This is a genomic window from Endozoicomonas sp. Z74 (genome assembly GCF_057680865.1).
In genome coordinates, this window is record NZ_JBLYZI010000037.1 from 16,238 (window position 1) to 31,468 (window position 15,231).

At 54.1% G+C, this 15,231-nt stretch carries 15 protein-coding genes; 6 read left to right on the forward strand and 9 right to left on the reverse strand.

Features of this window, described 5'->3' with window-relative positions; genetic code table 11:
• Window positions 1-2: 2 nt before the first annotated feature.
• The 5 genes from guaD to alc all read right to left on the reverse strand — a co-directional run bounded on the left by guaD (window position 3) and on the right by alc (window position 3,925).
• Window positions 3-1,310 (reverse strand): guanine deaminase, encoded by a 1,308-nt coding sequence (gene guaD / locus ACNRUY_RS12540; protein WP_488111981.1) that lies wholly within the window; start codon window positions 1,308-1,310, stop codon window positions 3-5.
• The gene (locus ACNRUY_RS12545) at window positions 1,307-1,879 is read right to left on the reverse strand and encodes an ureidoglycolate lyase (RefSeq protein ID WP_488111982.1); all 573 of its coding nucleotides are present in this window, start codon (window positions 1,877-1,879) and stop codon (window positions 1,307-1,309) included. Before ACNRUY_RS12545 ends, guaD begins: the two co-directional genes overlap by 4 nt.
• An 89-nt stretch (window positions 1,880-1,968) precedes the next feature.
• Complete coding sequence (gene uraH / locus ACNRUY_RS12550; RefSeq protein WP_488111983.1) at window positions 1,969-2,307, reverse strand: hydroxyisourate hydrolase; 339 nt, start codon at window positions 2,305-2,307, stop codon at window positions 1,969-1,971.
• A 40-nt stretch (window positions 2,308-2,347) separates the two neighbouring features.
• Window positions 2,348-2,869, reverse strand: coding sequence for a 2-oxo-4-hydroxy-4-carboxy-5-ureidoimidazoline decarboxylase (gene uraD, locus ACNRUY_RS12555; protein ID WP_488111984.1), 522 nt, complete (start codon window positions 2,867-2,869; stop codon window positions 2,348-2,350).
• Window positions 2,870-2,881: 12 nt separating this feature from the next.
• Entirely contained in the window at window positions 2,882-3,925 is a 1,044-nt protein-coding gene (gene alc / locus ACNRUY_RS12560; protein WP_488111985.1) for an allantoicase, read from the reverse strand.
• A 279-nt stretch (window positions 3,926-4,204) separates the two neighbouring features.
• On the opposite strand from alc, the gene puuE reads away from it, so the two are divergent.
• A complete protein-coding gene (puuE, locus tag ACNRUY_RS12565; RefSeq protein ID WP_488111986.1) occupies window positions 4,205-5,194 on the forward strand; it encodes an allantoinase PuuE in 990 nt (329 codons plus the stop codon).
• Between the two features lie 85 nt (window positions 5,195-5,279).
• Here puuE and ACNRUY_RS12570 read toward each other — a convergent pair whose 3' ends face one another.
• On the reverse strand, window positions 5,280-5,624 hold the full coding sequence (locus ACNRUY_RS12570; RefSeq protein WP_488111987.1) for a hypothetical protein: 345 nt from the start codon (window positions 5,622-5,624) through the stop codon (window positions 5,280-5,282).
• Between the two features lie 93 nt (window positions 5,625-5,717).
• On the opposite strand from ACNRUY_RS12570, the gene ACNRUY_RS12575 reads away from it, so the two are divergent.
• From ACNRUY_RS12575 to ACNRUY_RS12595, 5 genes are all read left to right on the forward strand, one after another.
• Window positions 5,718-7,085 (forward strand): FAD-binding oxidoreductase, encoded by a 1,368-nt coding sequence (locus ACNRUY_RS12575; RefSeq protein ID WP_488111988.1) that lies wholly within the window; start codon window positions 5,718-5,720, stop codon window positions 7,083-7,085.
• A gap of 70 nt (window positions 7,086-7,155) precedes the next feature.
• The gene (locus ACNRUY_RS12580) at window positions 7,156-7,827 is read left to right on the forward strand and encodes a carbohydrate-binding family 9-like protein (protein WP_488111989.1); all 672 of its coding nucleotides are present in this window, start codon (window positions 7,156-7,158) and stop codon (window positions 7,825-7,827) included.
• Complete coding sequence (locus tag ACNRUY_RS12585) at window positions 7,824-8,495, forward strand: GNAT family N-acetyltransferase (protein WP_488111990.1); 672 nt, start codon at window positions 7,824-7,826, stop codon at window positions 8,493-8,495. The genes ACNRUY_RS12580 and ACNRUY_RS12585 overlap by 4 nt, the downstream gene beginning before the upstream one ends.
• Window positions 8,492-9,652 (forward strand): hypothetical protein, encoded by a 1,161-nt coding sequence (locus ACNRUY_RS12590; RefSeq protein ID WP_488111991.1) that lies wholly within the window; start codon window positions 8,492-8,494, stop codon window positions 9,650-9,652. The genes ACNRUY_RS12585 and ACNRUY_RS12590 overlap by 4 nt, the downstream gene beginning before the upstream one ends.
• Window positions 9,653-9,742: 90 nt before the next feature.
• Window positions 9,743-10,087, forward strand: a complete 345-nt coding sequence (locus ACNRUY_RS12595) for a hypothetical protein (protein ID WP_488111992.1) — start codon at window positions 9,743-9,745, stop codon at window positions 10,085-10,087.
• A gap of 17 nt (window positions 10,088-10,104) precedes the next feature.
• Here ACNRUY_RS12595 and xdhC read toward each other — a convergent pair whose 3' ends face one another.
• From xdhC to xdhA, 3 genes are read right to left on the reverse strand one after another with little or no spacing between them, the layout of a single operon-like run.
• Entirely contained in the window at window positions 10,105-10,959 is an 855-nt protein-coding gene (xdhC, locus tag ACNRUY_RS12600) for a xanthine dehydrogenase accessory protein XdhC (protein WP_488111993.1), read from the reverse strand.
• The gene (xdhB, locus tag ACNRUY_RS12605; protein ID WP_488111994.1) at window positions 10,949-13,426 is read right to left on the reverse strand and encodes a xanthine dehydrogenase molybdopterin binding subunit; all 2,478 of its coding nucleotides are present in this window, start codon (window positions 13,424-13,426) and stop codon (window positions 10,949-10,951) included. Before xdhB ends, xdhC begins: the two co-directional genes overlap by 11 nt.
• On the reverse strand, window positions 13,419-14,870 hold the full coding sequence (gene xdhA / locus ACNRUY_RS12610; RefSeq protein WP_488111995.1) for a xanthine dehydrogenase small subunit: 1,452 nt from the start codon (window positions 14,868-14,870) through the stop codon (window positions 13,419-13,421). The genes xdhB and xdhA overlap by 8 nt, the downstream gene beginning before the upstream one ends.
• Window positions 14,871-15,231: the final 361 nt, after the last annotated feature.

Below are 15,231 nucleotides of genomic sequence, written 5' to 3' on the forward strand. Positions count from 1 at the left end.
GTTTAATTCCCCCCACCGGTTTCCTGGCCCATGATGATGGTTTTTTCGATGACCCGGTCGTCACCCATGACCATCAATACGCCCAGTAACTCTTCCAGTGTTCTTGTTTTTTTTGATCGGAAATGCAGTAGCGGGGTGGCCGCTGGATTCAGCACCAGGAAGTCGGCTTCACAACCGGGGCGAAAACTGCCAATCCGGTCCGACAGGTGCAGGGCTCTCGCGCCACCCAGTGTGGCCAGGTAAAAGGCTTGAAGCGGGGAGATCGTTTCCTCTCGCAACTGAGATACCTGGTAAGCGTCTTTCATGGTATTGAGCAGGCAGAGGTTGGTCCCACCCCCAACATCGGTGCCAAGACCGGTGGGGATGCCGCAGGCTTTTGCCCTGCCCAGGTTAAACAGGCCGCTGCCCAGAAACAGGTTGGAACCCGGGCAGAAGGCTATGGATGAACCGGAGTCACCCATTCGTTCCCAGCTGTGGTCGCACAGGTGGATGGAGTGTGCGAAAACAGACCTTGGCCCCAGAAGGCCGTGCTGGTCATAGGCATCCAGGTAATTTTTGCTGGATGGAAACAGCTCCTGAACCCACTCCACCTCTCGGGTGTTTTCAGACAGATGAGTGTGCATGTACAGCCCTTCATGCTCCTGAAGCAGTCTTCCTGCCAGGCTCAATTGCTCTGAAGTGGATGTGGGGGCAAAGCGTGGGGTGACTGCATAGGCCAGGCGGTCTTTATGATGCCATCGTTGAATCAGGGACTGGCAGTCTTCATAGCTGCTCTGGGGGTTGTCCAGCAGATATTCCGGGGCATTGCGGTCCATCATTACTTTACCGGCAATCATACGCAGGTTGCGCTTTTGTGCCGCTGCAAAAAAGGCGTCCACTGACGTGGGGCTCACAGTGCCAAACACCAGGGCTGTGGTAGTGCCATGACTCAGGCACTGGTCCAGAAAAAATCCGGCGATCTCATCGGCGTAATCGCGGTCAGAAAACTGTTTTTCCGCGGGAAAGGTATACTGGTTCAGCCAGTCCAGCAGCTGCACTCCACAGCCGGCGAGTACTTCCATCTGAGGGTAGTGGACATGGGTGTCTACGAACCCCGGAACCAGAAGCCGTCCGGGAAGTTCCCGGATCTCACACCCTGGTGGAAGGTCTTTCATTACATCGCTGGCCTGCCCGCAGGCCAGGACGTGACCCTCCGCGACCAGCAGTGCACCGTCTTCAAAAAAAGCCCAGGCTTCCTCTGGGGGGGCCAGACCCGGATCCTGAAGGAAGTGGAGGACCGAAGCTCTCCAGACAACGGGGTTGGTGTTCATGGTCCGCTCACCTCCACGATGTATTCCCGGTCATTGGGCATGGGTACTTCGTCGCAGTTTTCACCGGGCCCACCCCGGTCAATCACCAGGAAGTCAGAGCCGGTATCCAGGGACAGGAGAGGGTGGTGCCAGACTCCGGGATGGTAGGTAATGCCCTGGGTGCCATTGGCCAGAAAACAGCGAAGGGTTGTCAGGTCCGGGGTGTTGGAGCCCTCAGCGGATTGAAAGCCTTCAGCGGGTAGAGAGCCCTCAGTGGATTGAGAGCCTTCCGCCACCACTATCAGAAAACGCTGTTTTTCCAGGGGCATAAACGTCTGGCTGCCCAGAGGGTGGCGTTCCAGAAGAACGAGCTTGAAGGGGTGCTGGATGGCAGATGTCTTGTACAGGTGGACGGTGGCATAGCCTGTGTCATCCGTGTTGACGGACGTAAGGTTGCTGTATTTGTAGCAACGCCCCTGGTTGATCACCAGAGGTTCATCACGTGCTTCAACCACATCACCAAAAGGCGCAAAGTTTTTTCTGGTCAGGGGCTCAATGGTGAGCGCCAGGACCGGTAGTGCTGTATCCATGTGCCTTGTTCTCTTTTTTATTTTTCCGCTATGAGCATTCTTACGCTAGAGACATAGCTGTGCACGGTGTTGGAAAAGTGATCCGGGCATCAGCTGCCGCGATAGGTGGAATAGCCATAGGCCGACAGCAGTAAAGGCACATGGTGATGCCGGTTATCGCTGACTTCAAAGCAGACCACGACTTCCGGGTAGAAACACTGGAGTCCCTGCTGTTGAAAATACGCTTTGATGGCAAATTGCAGGCGGTAAACGCCCTGTTCCAGGTTGGCTTCATCGCTCGTCAGGTTTTGTATCCGTCCGTCGTCGTTCGTTATGCCCTGACCAACGATGATCCAGTCGCCGTCTATTTGCCTTTCAAGGGATACGGGGACACCCTGGGCGGGTGATCCATTGCCAGTATCCAGAATGTGTGTGCTGATACCTGTCATTATTGATGGCTTCCTGATTCAGAGCTTTCTTAGACATTGGCTATTTTACGACGGTCGCCTGCTTCACCAGTTTGTTCAGGCGAATCCGGGTGATTTTGTGTTGCTCCGCGGCCGCAATCTCCAGCTCATCTTCCGGTGAGTTGGGCAGCCGGCTCTGGAGCAGAGCCAGCATTTCGGCAGCGGACTTACCGGTGGCGCAGACGATAAAAATATACCCAAACCGGTTTTCATAAGCCTGGTTGCCTTCGGCCAGGGCTTTCAAGATCTCTTCACTGGCACCGGTGGTGCCCGACTGCTCGTGCCCTGCCATGTCACTGGTGTTGGCGTATTTGGCCCTGAGACTGCCGACGTCGCCTATTTTGGGATGTCCCTCAAAGGCCTGAAGAAAGTCATCTCTTCCACACTCGGACCAGGACAGGTCTGCGGCCAGTAGCAGATTGGCCTGGCTGGTAAATGGCCGGGCAGAGGTCATAGCATTGATCCAGCGCTCGCTGGTGCAGCATTGCTGAAAGAAGCGCCTTGCTGACGCTTCTTCCAACTGATTCAGTTCTTCCAGGGTCATGCTTTCCTTTCCTTAAATGCTTTCCTTAAAACGGTCAGAGTCCTCAAAACCCACTACCCGAAGCCTTGAGACCCCGCCATCCGGGAAAATATTGAGGCGTACGTGGGTGTATGCCTGCCCGGTGTTTTCCAGTTCTTCAACAAAGGCATGGTTACGGTGAGCGTGGAGTTTTTGTTCGGGAAGCAGGGTGACCCAGTTTGTTTTTTCATCGGGAGCGTCACCTTCAAAGCAGCAGGCTTCAAGGCTGCAACGATCCGGATAGTTGCCCTTGAAGTGCAAAGTGTCCACTTCTACCCGGTGGATGGTTCCGGGTTTGGCCAGTTTGACCATCATCCAATCATGACCGCCCTGGCGTCGGCGTTTGGTTTCCCAGCCATTGTGCATATCGGCTCCCCGTCCCGGGAGTAGCAGATTTTGCATCGGGCTGAAAAATGAGTCGCTGCAGGCCACGGAACGGCCGCCGTTCATCAGGGCTGCCAGGTCCAGGGGTTCACCGGGTAATCGATAGCGTTGGTCCAGTTCGATCCTGCCATAAACCCGCAACCGGGCAACGCCGCCATCAGGGAATATTCTCAGGCGGATATGAGTGGCTCGGGTGGGCTGGTCAAGAGTGATCAGATTTCTGAAGTCCGGCTTTACCTCTATCCGGTCTGTCAGGGGCTGCCAGGCACTCTGTTCATTGGGGTCCTGGTCACTGACGATGTATTCAAGCTGGACGGCACCGGGCGCATTTCCCTTGAAGTGGCGGGTATCCACTTCCAGGGCTTCTACTTCCCCAGGGGCAGCCAGACGTACGATAACCCAGTCCTGGCTCTCTTTTCCGGGCACATCTCTGAGGCGGCGGGACTCCCAGCCGTCCATCCATTTGCCGTAAGCCGTGTATTTTTCCGGAAGAAACACCGGCTCGCTGGCCAGCAGCAGGTTGTCTTTCTCAGCAAAGAAATCGTCGCTGCAGGAGAGTACATCCCCGCCCAGGGCGCGGGCAGCCAGGTCAATCCGGGTCTGCTGCCAGAGTTCAGCCAGTTGTTCAGTGGTTGATTGAGTTTGATGGTTCATCCAAAGTCCGTGGTTAATCGCTGTTATTGTTGTTTTCTTTTGACGGCACGTTGCTTGTTCCGTGCTCTTTTTTTCCGGAGTCGCCTGGACTCCTTCCGGGTAAAGTGTCGCTGTTCAGTTTCAGTGCTCAGTAAAAGGGTTCTGAGTAAGAATTGAATTCTGTTAGAATACGACTCACTTTATTGACCATTTGGTCAAATTGTTGAGCTTTTATGCCATAAAAAGCATGGATCAGGCAATAGTTTGATCTGGAGCAAAGAAAAAAAACAGGAGTGGCCTATGGAATTCAGCAGCGCCGGATACCCCAGAGACCTTGTGGGGTATGGTCCCCGGCCTCCCCATCCCCGCTGGCCGGATAACAGTCGGATTGCCGTCCAGTTTGTTCTCAACTATGAGGAGGGGGGAGAGAATAATATTCTCCATGGTGATCCGGCCTCGGAAGCCTTTCTTTCTGAAATTATTGGAGCACCGGCTCACCGGGGCATGCGTCATATCAGCATGGAGTCCATTTACGAGTATGGCTCCCGGGCGGGATTCTGGCGTCTCCACCGTCTGTTCACCCAGAGAAATATCCCGGTTACTGTCTACGGTGTTGCCATGGCCATGGCCCGTCATCCGGATGCGGTGAAAGCCATGCAGGAGGCTGGCTGGGAAATTGCCAGTCATGGCTATCGATGGATCGACTACCAGTTTCACGATATTGAAGAAGAGCGCCGTCATATGCAGGAGGCGATCAGGATTCATACCCAGGTGACGGGACAGCGTCCAGCAGGCTGGTATACCGGTCGTTGCAGCCCGAATACCGAGCGGCTGGTGGTGGAAGAAGGGGGCTTTCTGTATCACGCAGACAGTTATGCAGATGACCTGCCTTACTGGGATACCCGCTTTGGCAAACCCCAGCTGGTGGTGCCTTACACCCTGGACTGTAACGATATGCGCTTTGCTACAGCCCAGGGTTTCAATAGCGGGGAGCAGTTTTTTCAGTACCTTAAAGATGCGTTTGACACCCTTTATGAAGAGGGGCGTGAAGACGGAGAGAATGCGCCGAAGATGATGTCAGTAGGGCTTCACTGTCGTCTGGTGGGGCGTCCGGGGCGGGCGGCAGCACTGGCCCGTTTTCTTGATTATGTCCAGGCACGGGAAAAGGTATGGCTCTGCACCCGGGAACAGATTGCACGACACTGGCATAAGCACCATCCCTGCCCCCAGAAAGAAGCCGGTGTGGGGGAGGCCAGTGTTACAGCAATCGTTGAGCCAACCCTATCGTGACATAAAACCTCTTTTTAACCGCGCCCCGCCTGGCAAGTGAAGGCTTCGGGTTCTGAGCTGAGGCGGGGTTGAGTCTATGTTGTTGCTATGGGATGCTCACGCCTTCAGTGAGTACGTTAATGAGAACATTACTACCCTGTCTTTTTTTGCATATTTCATCATGCACTTGGTGTAACGGATGGTTTGCGCCATTCTGGGCGATAAGATAGCAGGCGTATCGGGTCAGCATGACATCCGCAACGGGGCGCTGTGCATTTGAGCCAACTGCGACCATTTTCGTGACGTCACGAAAATGGTCCTCCTGAATATTTCCTGAATTTTCACGGGCAGTTCTGGCTTTATCTACGACTTTTGCGAAGAACGAAACTTGGGAGTGGTGAGTCATGTTGATGTAAAGCAAGGAAAGTTTTTGCTCGTAAACCGGGCTCACTGGTCGCTATGGTTCAGGCGGGGGATTGTTGGTTGTCCTGCTTTTCAGGGGCTATCTTCAAGAGCCTGTTGGTTGTCCACAGGAAAGGCATTCATGAGGATCGTCAGGCCCGGTGATTTTGACTATGACAGTGCCCGTCAGGGGATAAACCGGAGGTTTAATCCACAGCCGGCAGCCATCTTCTTCTGTGATTCAGAGCAGGACGTTGGTCAGGCGTTAAAGCGGGCCATCAGCGACGGAAAATCCCTGAGGGTCCGCTCGGGAAGACACAGTTATGAAGGCTATAGTCTGGGAGATCCGGATTCCTGCGTTATCGATGTGAGTGCCCTCAAGGGTATTGAGCCGGTAAAAGGCAGGAGTCAGGCCTGGATAGGCGCCGGTGCTCTGATGTATGAAGGTGTTTATCAGCCGTTGTACAACGATTACGGTAAAACCATCCCGGCGGGTTCCTGTCCGACGGTGGGCATGGCAGGCCTGACCACCGGGGGAGGCTTCAGTTTTTCCGGGCGTTATCTTGGGCTCACCTGTGACAATATCCAGGGGATTCGCATTGTGACCGCAGATGGGCAGCTGCAAACCATTGACAGCGACCATCAGCCGGATTTGTTCTGGGCCTGTTGCGGGGCGGGTGGAGGCAGCTTTGGTGTCATCACTGCTTTTCTTATGAGGCTGGCTCCTGCTGAGGACGTGGCTATTTATAAACTCACCTGGGATTGGGATCAGGAGAGGGTTGCAGCCATAACCCGTCAGTGGTTTGAGCTGGTGGCGGAATCTCCCCGGGAATTGACCTGCTTTCTGCGTTTCACTGCAACAGCTGACGGTAATGTGTTGTCTTCTTTTGGGCAGTTTTATGGCCCCCAGAGTCGTTTGGAATTCATGGTTCAACAGGCTTTTCGCGGCGTTGAACCCCGCACAATCGAGTTCCGGACATTATCCAGCCTTGAGGCCGTTGAGCATTGGGGAGGGCTGGATGGAAAAAACCAGCCGGTGCATATGAAATACAATCCGGTGCATGACTTGTCAGATACCTCCTGCTTTAAGGCGTCCTCCGCCCTGTTAAAACGGCCCCTGACGGATGGAGAAACGCATCAATTGTTTTCAGCTTTCCAGGGTGAACTGGATGGTTCGTTTGTGGTGTTTGATGCCCACCAGAATGGTTGCTCCTCCATAATGCCGGATGACTATAATGCCTATGCCCATCGAAAGGCGATCGGCAGTGTCCAGGTGTATTCGGCCTGGCAAGCTCCCGCCAGGGAGGCTTCAAGAATCCGCTGGGTGGAAACGGTTCGGTCGCTTTTTTCAGAGGCCTCCATGGGAGCATATTGCAATTATTGTGACAGCAACCTGGTGAACTCCGGGCACGCCTATTATGGTGACCACTATGCAAAGCTGAAAATCATCAAGGCGGCTTATGATCCCGATAACCGGTTTTGCTACCCACAATCGATTCCTCCGGCCTGAGCCAAACCTGAAGGAGTGTGATACCTTGGTGGTTGATAAGCTCCAGTTCTCTTCAGTTTGTGGGTGTCCAATGATTTATGCAGGCCCTGATTTGAAGCCGCTCAACCCGGGTGGCTCCCTGTTTCATGCGGTGGGCGGTGGCCCTTGTGAAGAGAAAACCTTTATCTCCCTGGCCCATGACCAGCAAAACCTGCAGGTGAGTTTTCAGTGTGAGAACAATCCCTTTATAAACGACAACGGATATCGTTCCTGCAATGACCCGCTTTATCAGCAGGAGGTATTTGAAGTGTTTGTTGCCAGAGGGGTTGAGGTTCCCCGGAACTACCTGGAAGTGGAGGTTAACCCCAATGGCGCCCTGTTTGTGGCTGGCATTGATAACCCGGATGGGACGGGCAGCCACAATCAGGCAAAGTTGATTGGCTGTGGCGAGTCAGGCATTCACTGGAAAGTGCAGGCAAACGTTCAAAAGGGCCTGTGGATGGGAGAAATAGCCATTCCCCTGTCGTTGATTGCAGAGCAGTCTGAGCCGGAAGCCCGTCTGGGGGAATCACCCGGTATTGAATCAACCGGGTATCGAATCAACTTTTTCCGGATTGTTTCCCGGGTGCATCATCCGGAGCCTGGCTGGAAAAATTCCCCGGAAGACTGCCACTATCTGTGTTACCGCAGCACCGACTGTTCGAACCGGCCTAACTTCCATCGTCCGGATAAGATGTCATTGATGACACTGGAGTTGCCATGAACCTCGGGGATATTGAGAGCCTGTTGCAAACGGTTAAACAGAAGTCGTTACTGGATCACGGCTGTGACTGGGATGATGGCAGTGAAACCTATTTGAAGGAAATCCATAAAGAGCTGGCAACAGAACGTCTTCGTTTGAGGCAGTGGCAGGAAGAAGATTTTCAACCCTTTGCCGAATTGAACGCCGATGCCCGAGTAATGGAGTACTTTCCATCTGTTCTGGACAGGGAGGCCAGTGATGCCATGGCGAGGCGTTGCCATTCACTGATAGCCCGGCGGGGCTGGGGGTTCTGGGCGGTTGAGGAAAAGGCTTCCGAACGTTTTATTGGGTTTGTGGGGCTGCATATTCCCCAGGACCACCTGCCCTTTCAACCCTGTGTTGAAATTGGCTGGCGTCTGGCGGCCCCCCACTGGGGCAAAGGCTACGCCACTGAAGCCGCGCAGTGTGCTTTGAAAACGGGGTTTGAGACCCTTGGGCTGGATGAAATCGTATCATTTACCACACTGGGTAATGCCCGCTCTAAAAGAGTGATGAAAAAGCTGGGCATGAGGGAAGACCCGGAACGTTTTGAGCACCCTGCTCTACCGGTTGGTCACCCATTGCGGCGGCATTGTCTTTTCCGGCTGTCTTCCAGGGAATGGCAAGACAAGCAGGGAACGATTGCATGAGTGGTTATCTGAAAACGATCAGAAACTGGCTGGACGATCCAGGGCTGTTGCGGAATCTTGGCAACCCATTGATACACAGCACAGCAAAGCTGGCCAGTCAGCTGGTGTCGGGTGCGATTAACAATATCTGGGTTGTGGACATTGGCTCTACTGGATTCGGTCGGGAATTGACGAATCGTGCTGGAGGCCTTGCCGCGATCAAGTTGCTGGATCGCCCGGAGCAACTGACAGCCCGGGACCTGGTGATTGCCGCGGATCACGGGCTGGATGTGAACGCTCAACTGGACTGCTACCAGAAGGTGCTGGACTCTGGCGCTTCTCTGGTTCTGACGGGGTCGAGTCACTCTCCTGTCAGCCAGGGGATCAGGCCGACGGTTTTTCTGGATAATCTTCTGAACCAATCACCGAGCTATGGGTTTGAGGACCGCTTTTGTCCCCGGGACACCACCCTCAATAGCATTCTGGCCTGGTGTTTTCTGGCCGAGCTGGTCAGTGCCTGTGTCAGGGAAGGGCAGATGCCCGTGATGTATGGCAGTGTCTTCCAGGCCGGAGGAGCTGATCGTGCAGGACTTTATGCCCGGGACGGGCTGTTTCATAAGTCGGGTGACTTTAATGTATATCCTCTGGGGGCAGGCGTCTGCTGTCAGCTGTTTATGGGGCAGCTTCGGAACAGCCTGGATCGAATTATGGATACCCAGATGTCGCTGATGGCAGAGGCGGTTCAGTGCTATCAGGAGAGTCTGGAGGAGGCGGGTAAACTGTGGTTGGGGGTGGAGTCTCACCTGCTGGCTCAGCAAGTCAAGGGCAATGGCAACCCTGGCTTTTTCCAGTATCTGGAGGAGCCGCTGTCTGATAATAATCTTGGCCAGTATTTATTGGCTCCCAATGTCTATACTCACCTGGGCTATTTTACCTATCCCAGTGTTCCCCTGTTTTTTGTCAATAAGGCCGGAGTGAAGAGTGTCTGGCTTCAGGGAGGTTCTGCCAATAGCCCAATTCCCCTGAAGCCGGGAAGGGTGGTGATTGACCAGATGTGGGAGGCAGGGGACGCCGTGATCAACCTGCCGGGTTATGATATTCGTATTATTCCAATATCAGGCATTATCCAGAACGCGCTTTTCTGGGAGTTGAATGGGCAATTAATGAAAAAGGGGTGATGTGAGCATCAGAGCATGGAGGTTCTTTGGCTTTCTGAGCCACTGGCCATAAGGAATATATGAGTGATGTCATTCATAAGTATATAGATTATGTTGAAGTTATCTGACTTTTTTATGGCAGCTGTCGTTTTTCTTATTTCATGTAAAGTCAATGCACTTTATGCAGAAATAGTCGACGAAAAGACGAAAAAAAAGTATTTTTCGAATATTTGCCTGTATCACGATAACTCTCTAAAGTTTCAATGGGCTCGTCCGCTTGAAGACCCTTTACTACAGAAAAGAATGGAAGGCGGCATGGGTGCGTATTTGGTGAAATATGCTGATTTCTTTCGTAATGAAAGAAAATTATACAATCGCAGTGAATATGATCAGCATTTTGATCAATATGAAATTTATTATAAGCCTGGAGTCATATTATTAATGGAAGACGATTGAGAGTAAGAAGCAAACCATTAGCCTGCCTCTATTCCTTCCGTTTCATTACAAATTAGAGTTTTCAACGCCTGCCAGGGAATGCCTTCGCGCTTCCGGGTCTGTTCACTGCGGGCTCCATTTCTGACAGACAGAATCTCTCCGGCGATGGCAATGGCAATTTCCGCTGGTTTTCGTCCACCCACGGCATCAATACCTACCGGGCACCGCATGTGATCAATCTGTTCGCTGCTGAACTGGTCCCTATGTGCCAGCCTTTGGCGGAAACGTCTGGCCTTGGTTTCCGAGCCAATCACCCCCAGCCAGCGGCTGCGGCCTCTTTTCAGGGTGGCTTCGGTAATGGCGAAATCCAGCTGATGATTGTGGGTAACCACCAGTACGTAAGCGTCATCGGGCAGATGATCAATCTCCTGCTCCGGCTGTTCACTGACACACAGTCGGACATTGTCTGGTACCTCCCCGGGAAAGAGCTCCGATCGGTTGTCGATCCAGGTGATCTGGCAGTCAAGAGGGGCCAGGACATTCACCAGGGACTTGCCCACATGTCCGGCACCAAACAGAGCGATATGGAAATGGCAGCCCATCAATGGTTCCAGAAGGACACTGACGCTTCCCCCACAGCATTGACCCAGTTTGGGGCCCAGGGGAAAGTGTTCCAGCAGGGGGGCATCATGACCGGAGGCCAGCAGTTCCCGGGATTTCTGGATCACCAGAAACTCAAGGTGCCCGCCACCGATGGTGTCAAAGCTCTGTTCCGCGGTGACCAGCATTTTACTGCCCGGTTTTCTGGGGGCGGAACCCGCCGTACCCAGTATGGTCACCAGAACCCCTGCCTCCCCTTTTCGCTGTAATTCCGTAATGGCATCAATCCACATTGGGCAGCGCCTCCTTCCTGGAGGAGTCGGAATGATCAGGTTTTTCCGTTCTGGAGCGTTTTTTCAGGGCGGTGGCTGCCTTTAAAACACGTTCAGCCGTGGCTGGTACATCAATATCAGGGTTGAGGGTGTAGCCGGAGAGGCTGGACACTGCATCCCGAATCGCCGCCCAGACCGACATCCCCAGCATGAAAGGAGGCTCGCCCACGGCTTTGGAGTGATAGATCGTGTGCTCGGGGTTGGCCTGTTCAAACAGGTCAACGTTGAATACCGGCGGCATATCTTCAATGGTGGGGATTTTATAGGTTGCCGGGTTGTTGCTGAGCAGCCGGCCCTGTTGATCCCAGACCAGCTCTTCCGTGGTCATCCAGCCCATACCCTGGATAAAGCCCCCTTCAATCTGGCCCCGGTCAATGGCCGGGTTCAGGGACTTGCCCACATCATGGAGAATATCCACCCGATCCACCTTGTACTCACCGGTCAGGGTGTCCACAGTCACTTCGGAAACGGAAGCGCCACAGGCAAAGTAGTAGAAAGGACGACCGCGGGCGGTGGCCCGGTCATAATGAATTTCCGGAGTGCTGTAAAAGCCGGTGCTGGAGAGTGAAACCCGGTTCAGGTAAGCGGCCTGGACAAACCCGGAAAACGGCATCTGTCGATCACCCAGATGAACTTCATTGTCGTGGAACGCCACCGACCCGGCTTTGACTCCGTAATGCTCAACGGCAAAATCCACCAGACGTTCACGGATTGTCTGGCAGGCGTCCTGGGCGGCCTTGCCATTGAGATCGGCACCACTGGAGGCAGCGGTGGGGGATGTATTGGGCACTTTGTCAGTCCGGGTGGAGGTCACCTGTACCTGATCCAGGGAAACCCCCAGTTCATTGGCGACAATTTGTGCCACCTTGGTATAGAGCCCTTGGCCCATTTCTGTGCCACCGTGATTGATCTGGACACTGCCATCGGTGTAGACATGCACCAGTGCCCCGGCCTGGTTCAGGTGTTTGGCAGTGAAGGAGATGCCAAATTTGACAGGCGTCAGTGCCAGCCCTTTTTTCAGTACCGGACTGCTCTGGTTATAGGCCGTAATCCCTGCCCGACGCCTGCGATAATCCGAGCTTTTTTCAAGCCGGGCGATCAGCTCATGAAGCACATTGTGCTCTACCTTCTGGTGGTAGTGGGTGGTATCGCGCTTACCCTCCCCTTCAGGAGAGCCATAAAGATTTTTCAGGCGAACGTCCAGGGGGTCCTGACCGGTTGCACGAGCAATGTCGTCCATGATGCGCTCGATCACCAACATGCCCTGGGGACCTCCAAACCCTCGAAAAGCGGTGTTTGACGCGGTATTGGTCCGGCAGCGATAGCCTTTTATCCGGGCATTGTTGAGGTAGTAGGCGTTATCACTGTGAAACATCGCCCGGTCAACGATCGCATCGGTCAGGTCGGGAGAGTGTCCGGCATCGCCCGCCACTTCGATATCGACACCCCGCAGGATCCCCTCCCGGTCAAACCCGGCCTGATAGCGGTGCCGGAAGGGATGGCGTTTGCCGGTGGACATCATGTCCTGCTGGCGATCAATACGGAATTTGACCGGCCTGCCGGTTTTTACTGCCAGTAACGCGGCAATACAGGCAGGGGCCGCAGCCTGGGTTTCCTTGCCGCCGAACCCGCCTCCCATACGACGAACGTCGGCTACTACTTTATTTAGTGGGAGTCCGACGACTTCGGCCACCAGTTTCTGTACTTCAGAAGGGTGCTGGCTGGAGGTATAGACGTGGAGCTGACCATCTTCCTGGGGAATAACGCTGGCAATCTGTCCTTCCAGATAAAAGTGCTCCTGGCCTCCGTTGCTCATTTGACCGGTGAGGCGTCTGGGGGCTTCCGCGATGGCCTTGGTGGCATCCCCTTTTTTCATGGTGTGATCCGGGCGGACAAAGGAGCTCTGTTTCATGGCCTGATCGACCCCCAGTATCTTTTCCAGGGGGCGGTACTCAATCCGGGCCTTTCTGGCGGCGGCTTTTGCCGCTTTGTGGGAGGTGGCTGCCACCGCAAACACCGGCTGACCCACATAATCCACTTTGTCTTCTGCCAGCAACAGGTCGCCGGGGAATACCGGGCCGATATCCCTGTGTCCGGGAATATCCTCAGCCGTAACCACGGCAACGACCCCGGGGCTGTTGCGCACCGGTTCGAGGTCAATGCTGGCAATCTCGGCGGATGCTTCGGTGGAAAGGCCAAAGCCGGCATGAAGCTGGTCCGCCATTTCCGGACGATCGTCAATGTACAGAGCCTGGCCGGTGACATGGAGGTGGGCACTGTCGTGTCGGGCGGAGCGACTCCCTTTCATGTGCCGCAGTTCCGTGGGAATCGTGTCCTCTGGCTGGCTGTTGACCAGCTCGGGGCTTTTGGTCAGCTCAGGGCTGTTTGCGAGCTCAGGGCTGCTGGCCAGTTCCGGTAATTTACGCATGACAGATGATCCTCACATCCTGGCCAGACAGCTCCATGAAATAACGTTCAAGCAGGTTGCAGGCAGCCTCCAGTCGGTATTCGCTGCTGGCCCTGACATCACTCATGGGGTTGAACTCTTCTTTGATGGCCTGCTGTGCACGGCTCAGGGTTGACCCATTCAGGGGCTGTCCTTCCAGCACCTTTTCACAGCGCTCCGCCCTTTTGGGAATGGCGGCCATGCCTCCGAAAGCGACTCTGGCCCGGGTAACAATTCCATCGTCGTTTAAGTCCAGATTGATGGCGGCCAGGACCGTGGAGATGTCATCGCCGTAGCGTTTGCTGAGTTTGTAGACTTTCAGTTGGTGGGGGTTCAGGGGAATCCGGATGCGGGCAATGTACTCACTGGCCTGCAGGTCGGTTTTTTTATAATCCAGAAAAAACTGATTCAGGGGCAGGTGGCGAGTGGACGATTCTTTACGCAGATCAATAAAAGCATCCAGTGCCAGCAGAACCGGCGGTGTGTCGCCAATGGGGGAGGCGTTACCAATATTTCCTCCAAGTGTGCCCTGGTTGCGGACCTGCTGAGAACCCAGCCTTTGCAGCATCTGGCCAAATTCCGGGAAGTGCTCCAGCAGAACCGGTTCCAGCGCCCTGTAAGTAGCGGCGGCACCGATGATCAGCTCGTCATCCTCTACCTGGATGTTCTGAAGGGTCTTTAAGCCATTGATGGCAATCAGGCAGTCCAGATGCTTTAGCTGCTGGGTGACTTCCAGGCCCAGATCGGTTCCTCCGGCCAGCAGGCGGGCTTCTGGGTGAAGCATCAGGTAATCGGCCAGTTCATCTTCACTGGCGGGGATAAAAGCGCCGCTAGCCGTAACACTCTGTGCCTGCTGCAGTTGTTTCAACTGGGCGACGGTTTGTTCACGGTTTTCTGCAAAAACGTCATCGGGCGTTTGCCGGGCCAGCTCCCGGGCAGCGTCCACCAGAGGACGGTATCCGGTACACCGGCAGAGGTTGCCACCCAAGGCTTCCGTCACATCGGGAGGGTTGTCGGGATCTTCATGGTGCAGGGCAAACAGTGACATCACTATACCCGGAGTGCAGAACCCGCACTGGGAAGCGTGATGATCCACCAGAGCCTGCTGGACCGGATGAAGTTTGTCCTCGTTGGCGAGGTCTTCCACTGTCAGCAGCTGCTTGCCGTGAAGGGAGGGCATCAGGGCAATGCAGGCGTTCATGGTCCGGTATTGCAGCTGGTCACCTTCGGGTTCACCCACTACGACGGTGCAGGCTCCGCAATCTCCGGAGCAGCAGCCCTCTTTGGTGCCTGTACGTCTCTGGGTATTTTGCGGGTGGTGGTGGCTGTGGAGAGATGCATTGCCTCTGAGGTAATCAAGAACGGAGGTATCGGATGCAGTGTCCTGAACCTCCACAAGCCTATCGTTAAGAAGGAAACGAATCACGATAGCCTGACTCCTTTATTGTCATTATTGTTAGCCCGTGGCTGTTTTTGATAATTGGACTATCTGGTCAGGAAAATAGCAAGACAGGTGGGTGTTGAACTTTATTGTCAGAGCAGTCAATTAAATTCACTGGTGAATGGGGTTAATGCCTGTCACAGAGCAGGAATATGACTTCTTGTGGTTTTGCCATGGAATTTAATCTGATCATCCAGGTGGTCAGCAATTTGCGTTTATTTGTTTGAAGTTGATAGGCTTGCTCAATTGGTAATCAGGCTAGCAGCCTGTGGGACTTACGACTATTTCGGCCTGAAACCCAGAAAGAACGGCCAAATTTTTCGATGAATTCGATTAAATAGGTCAA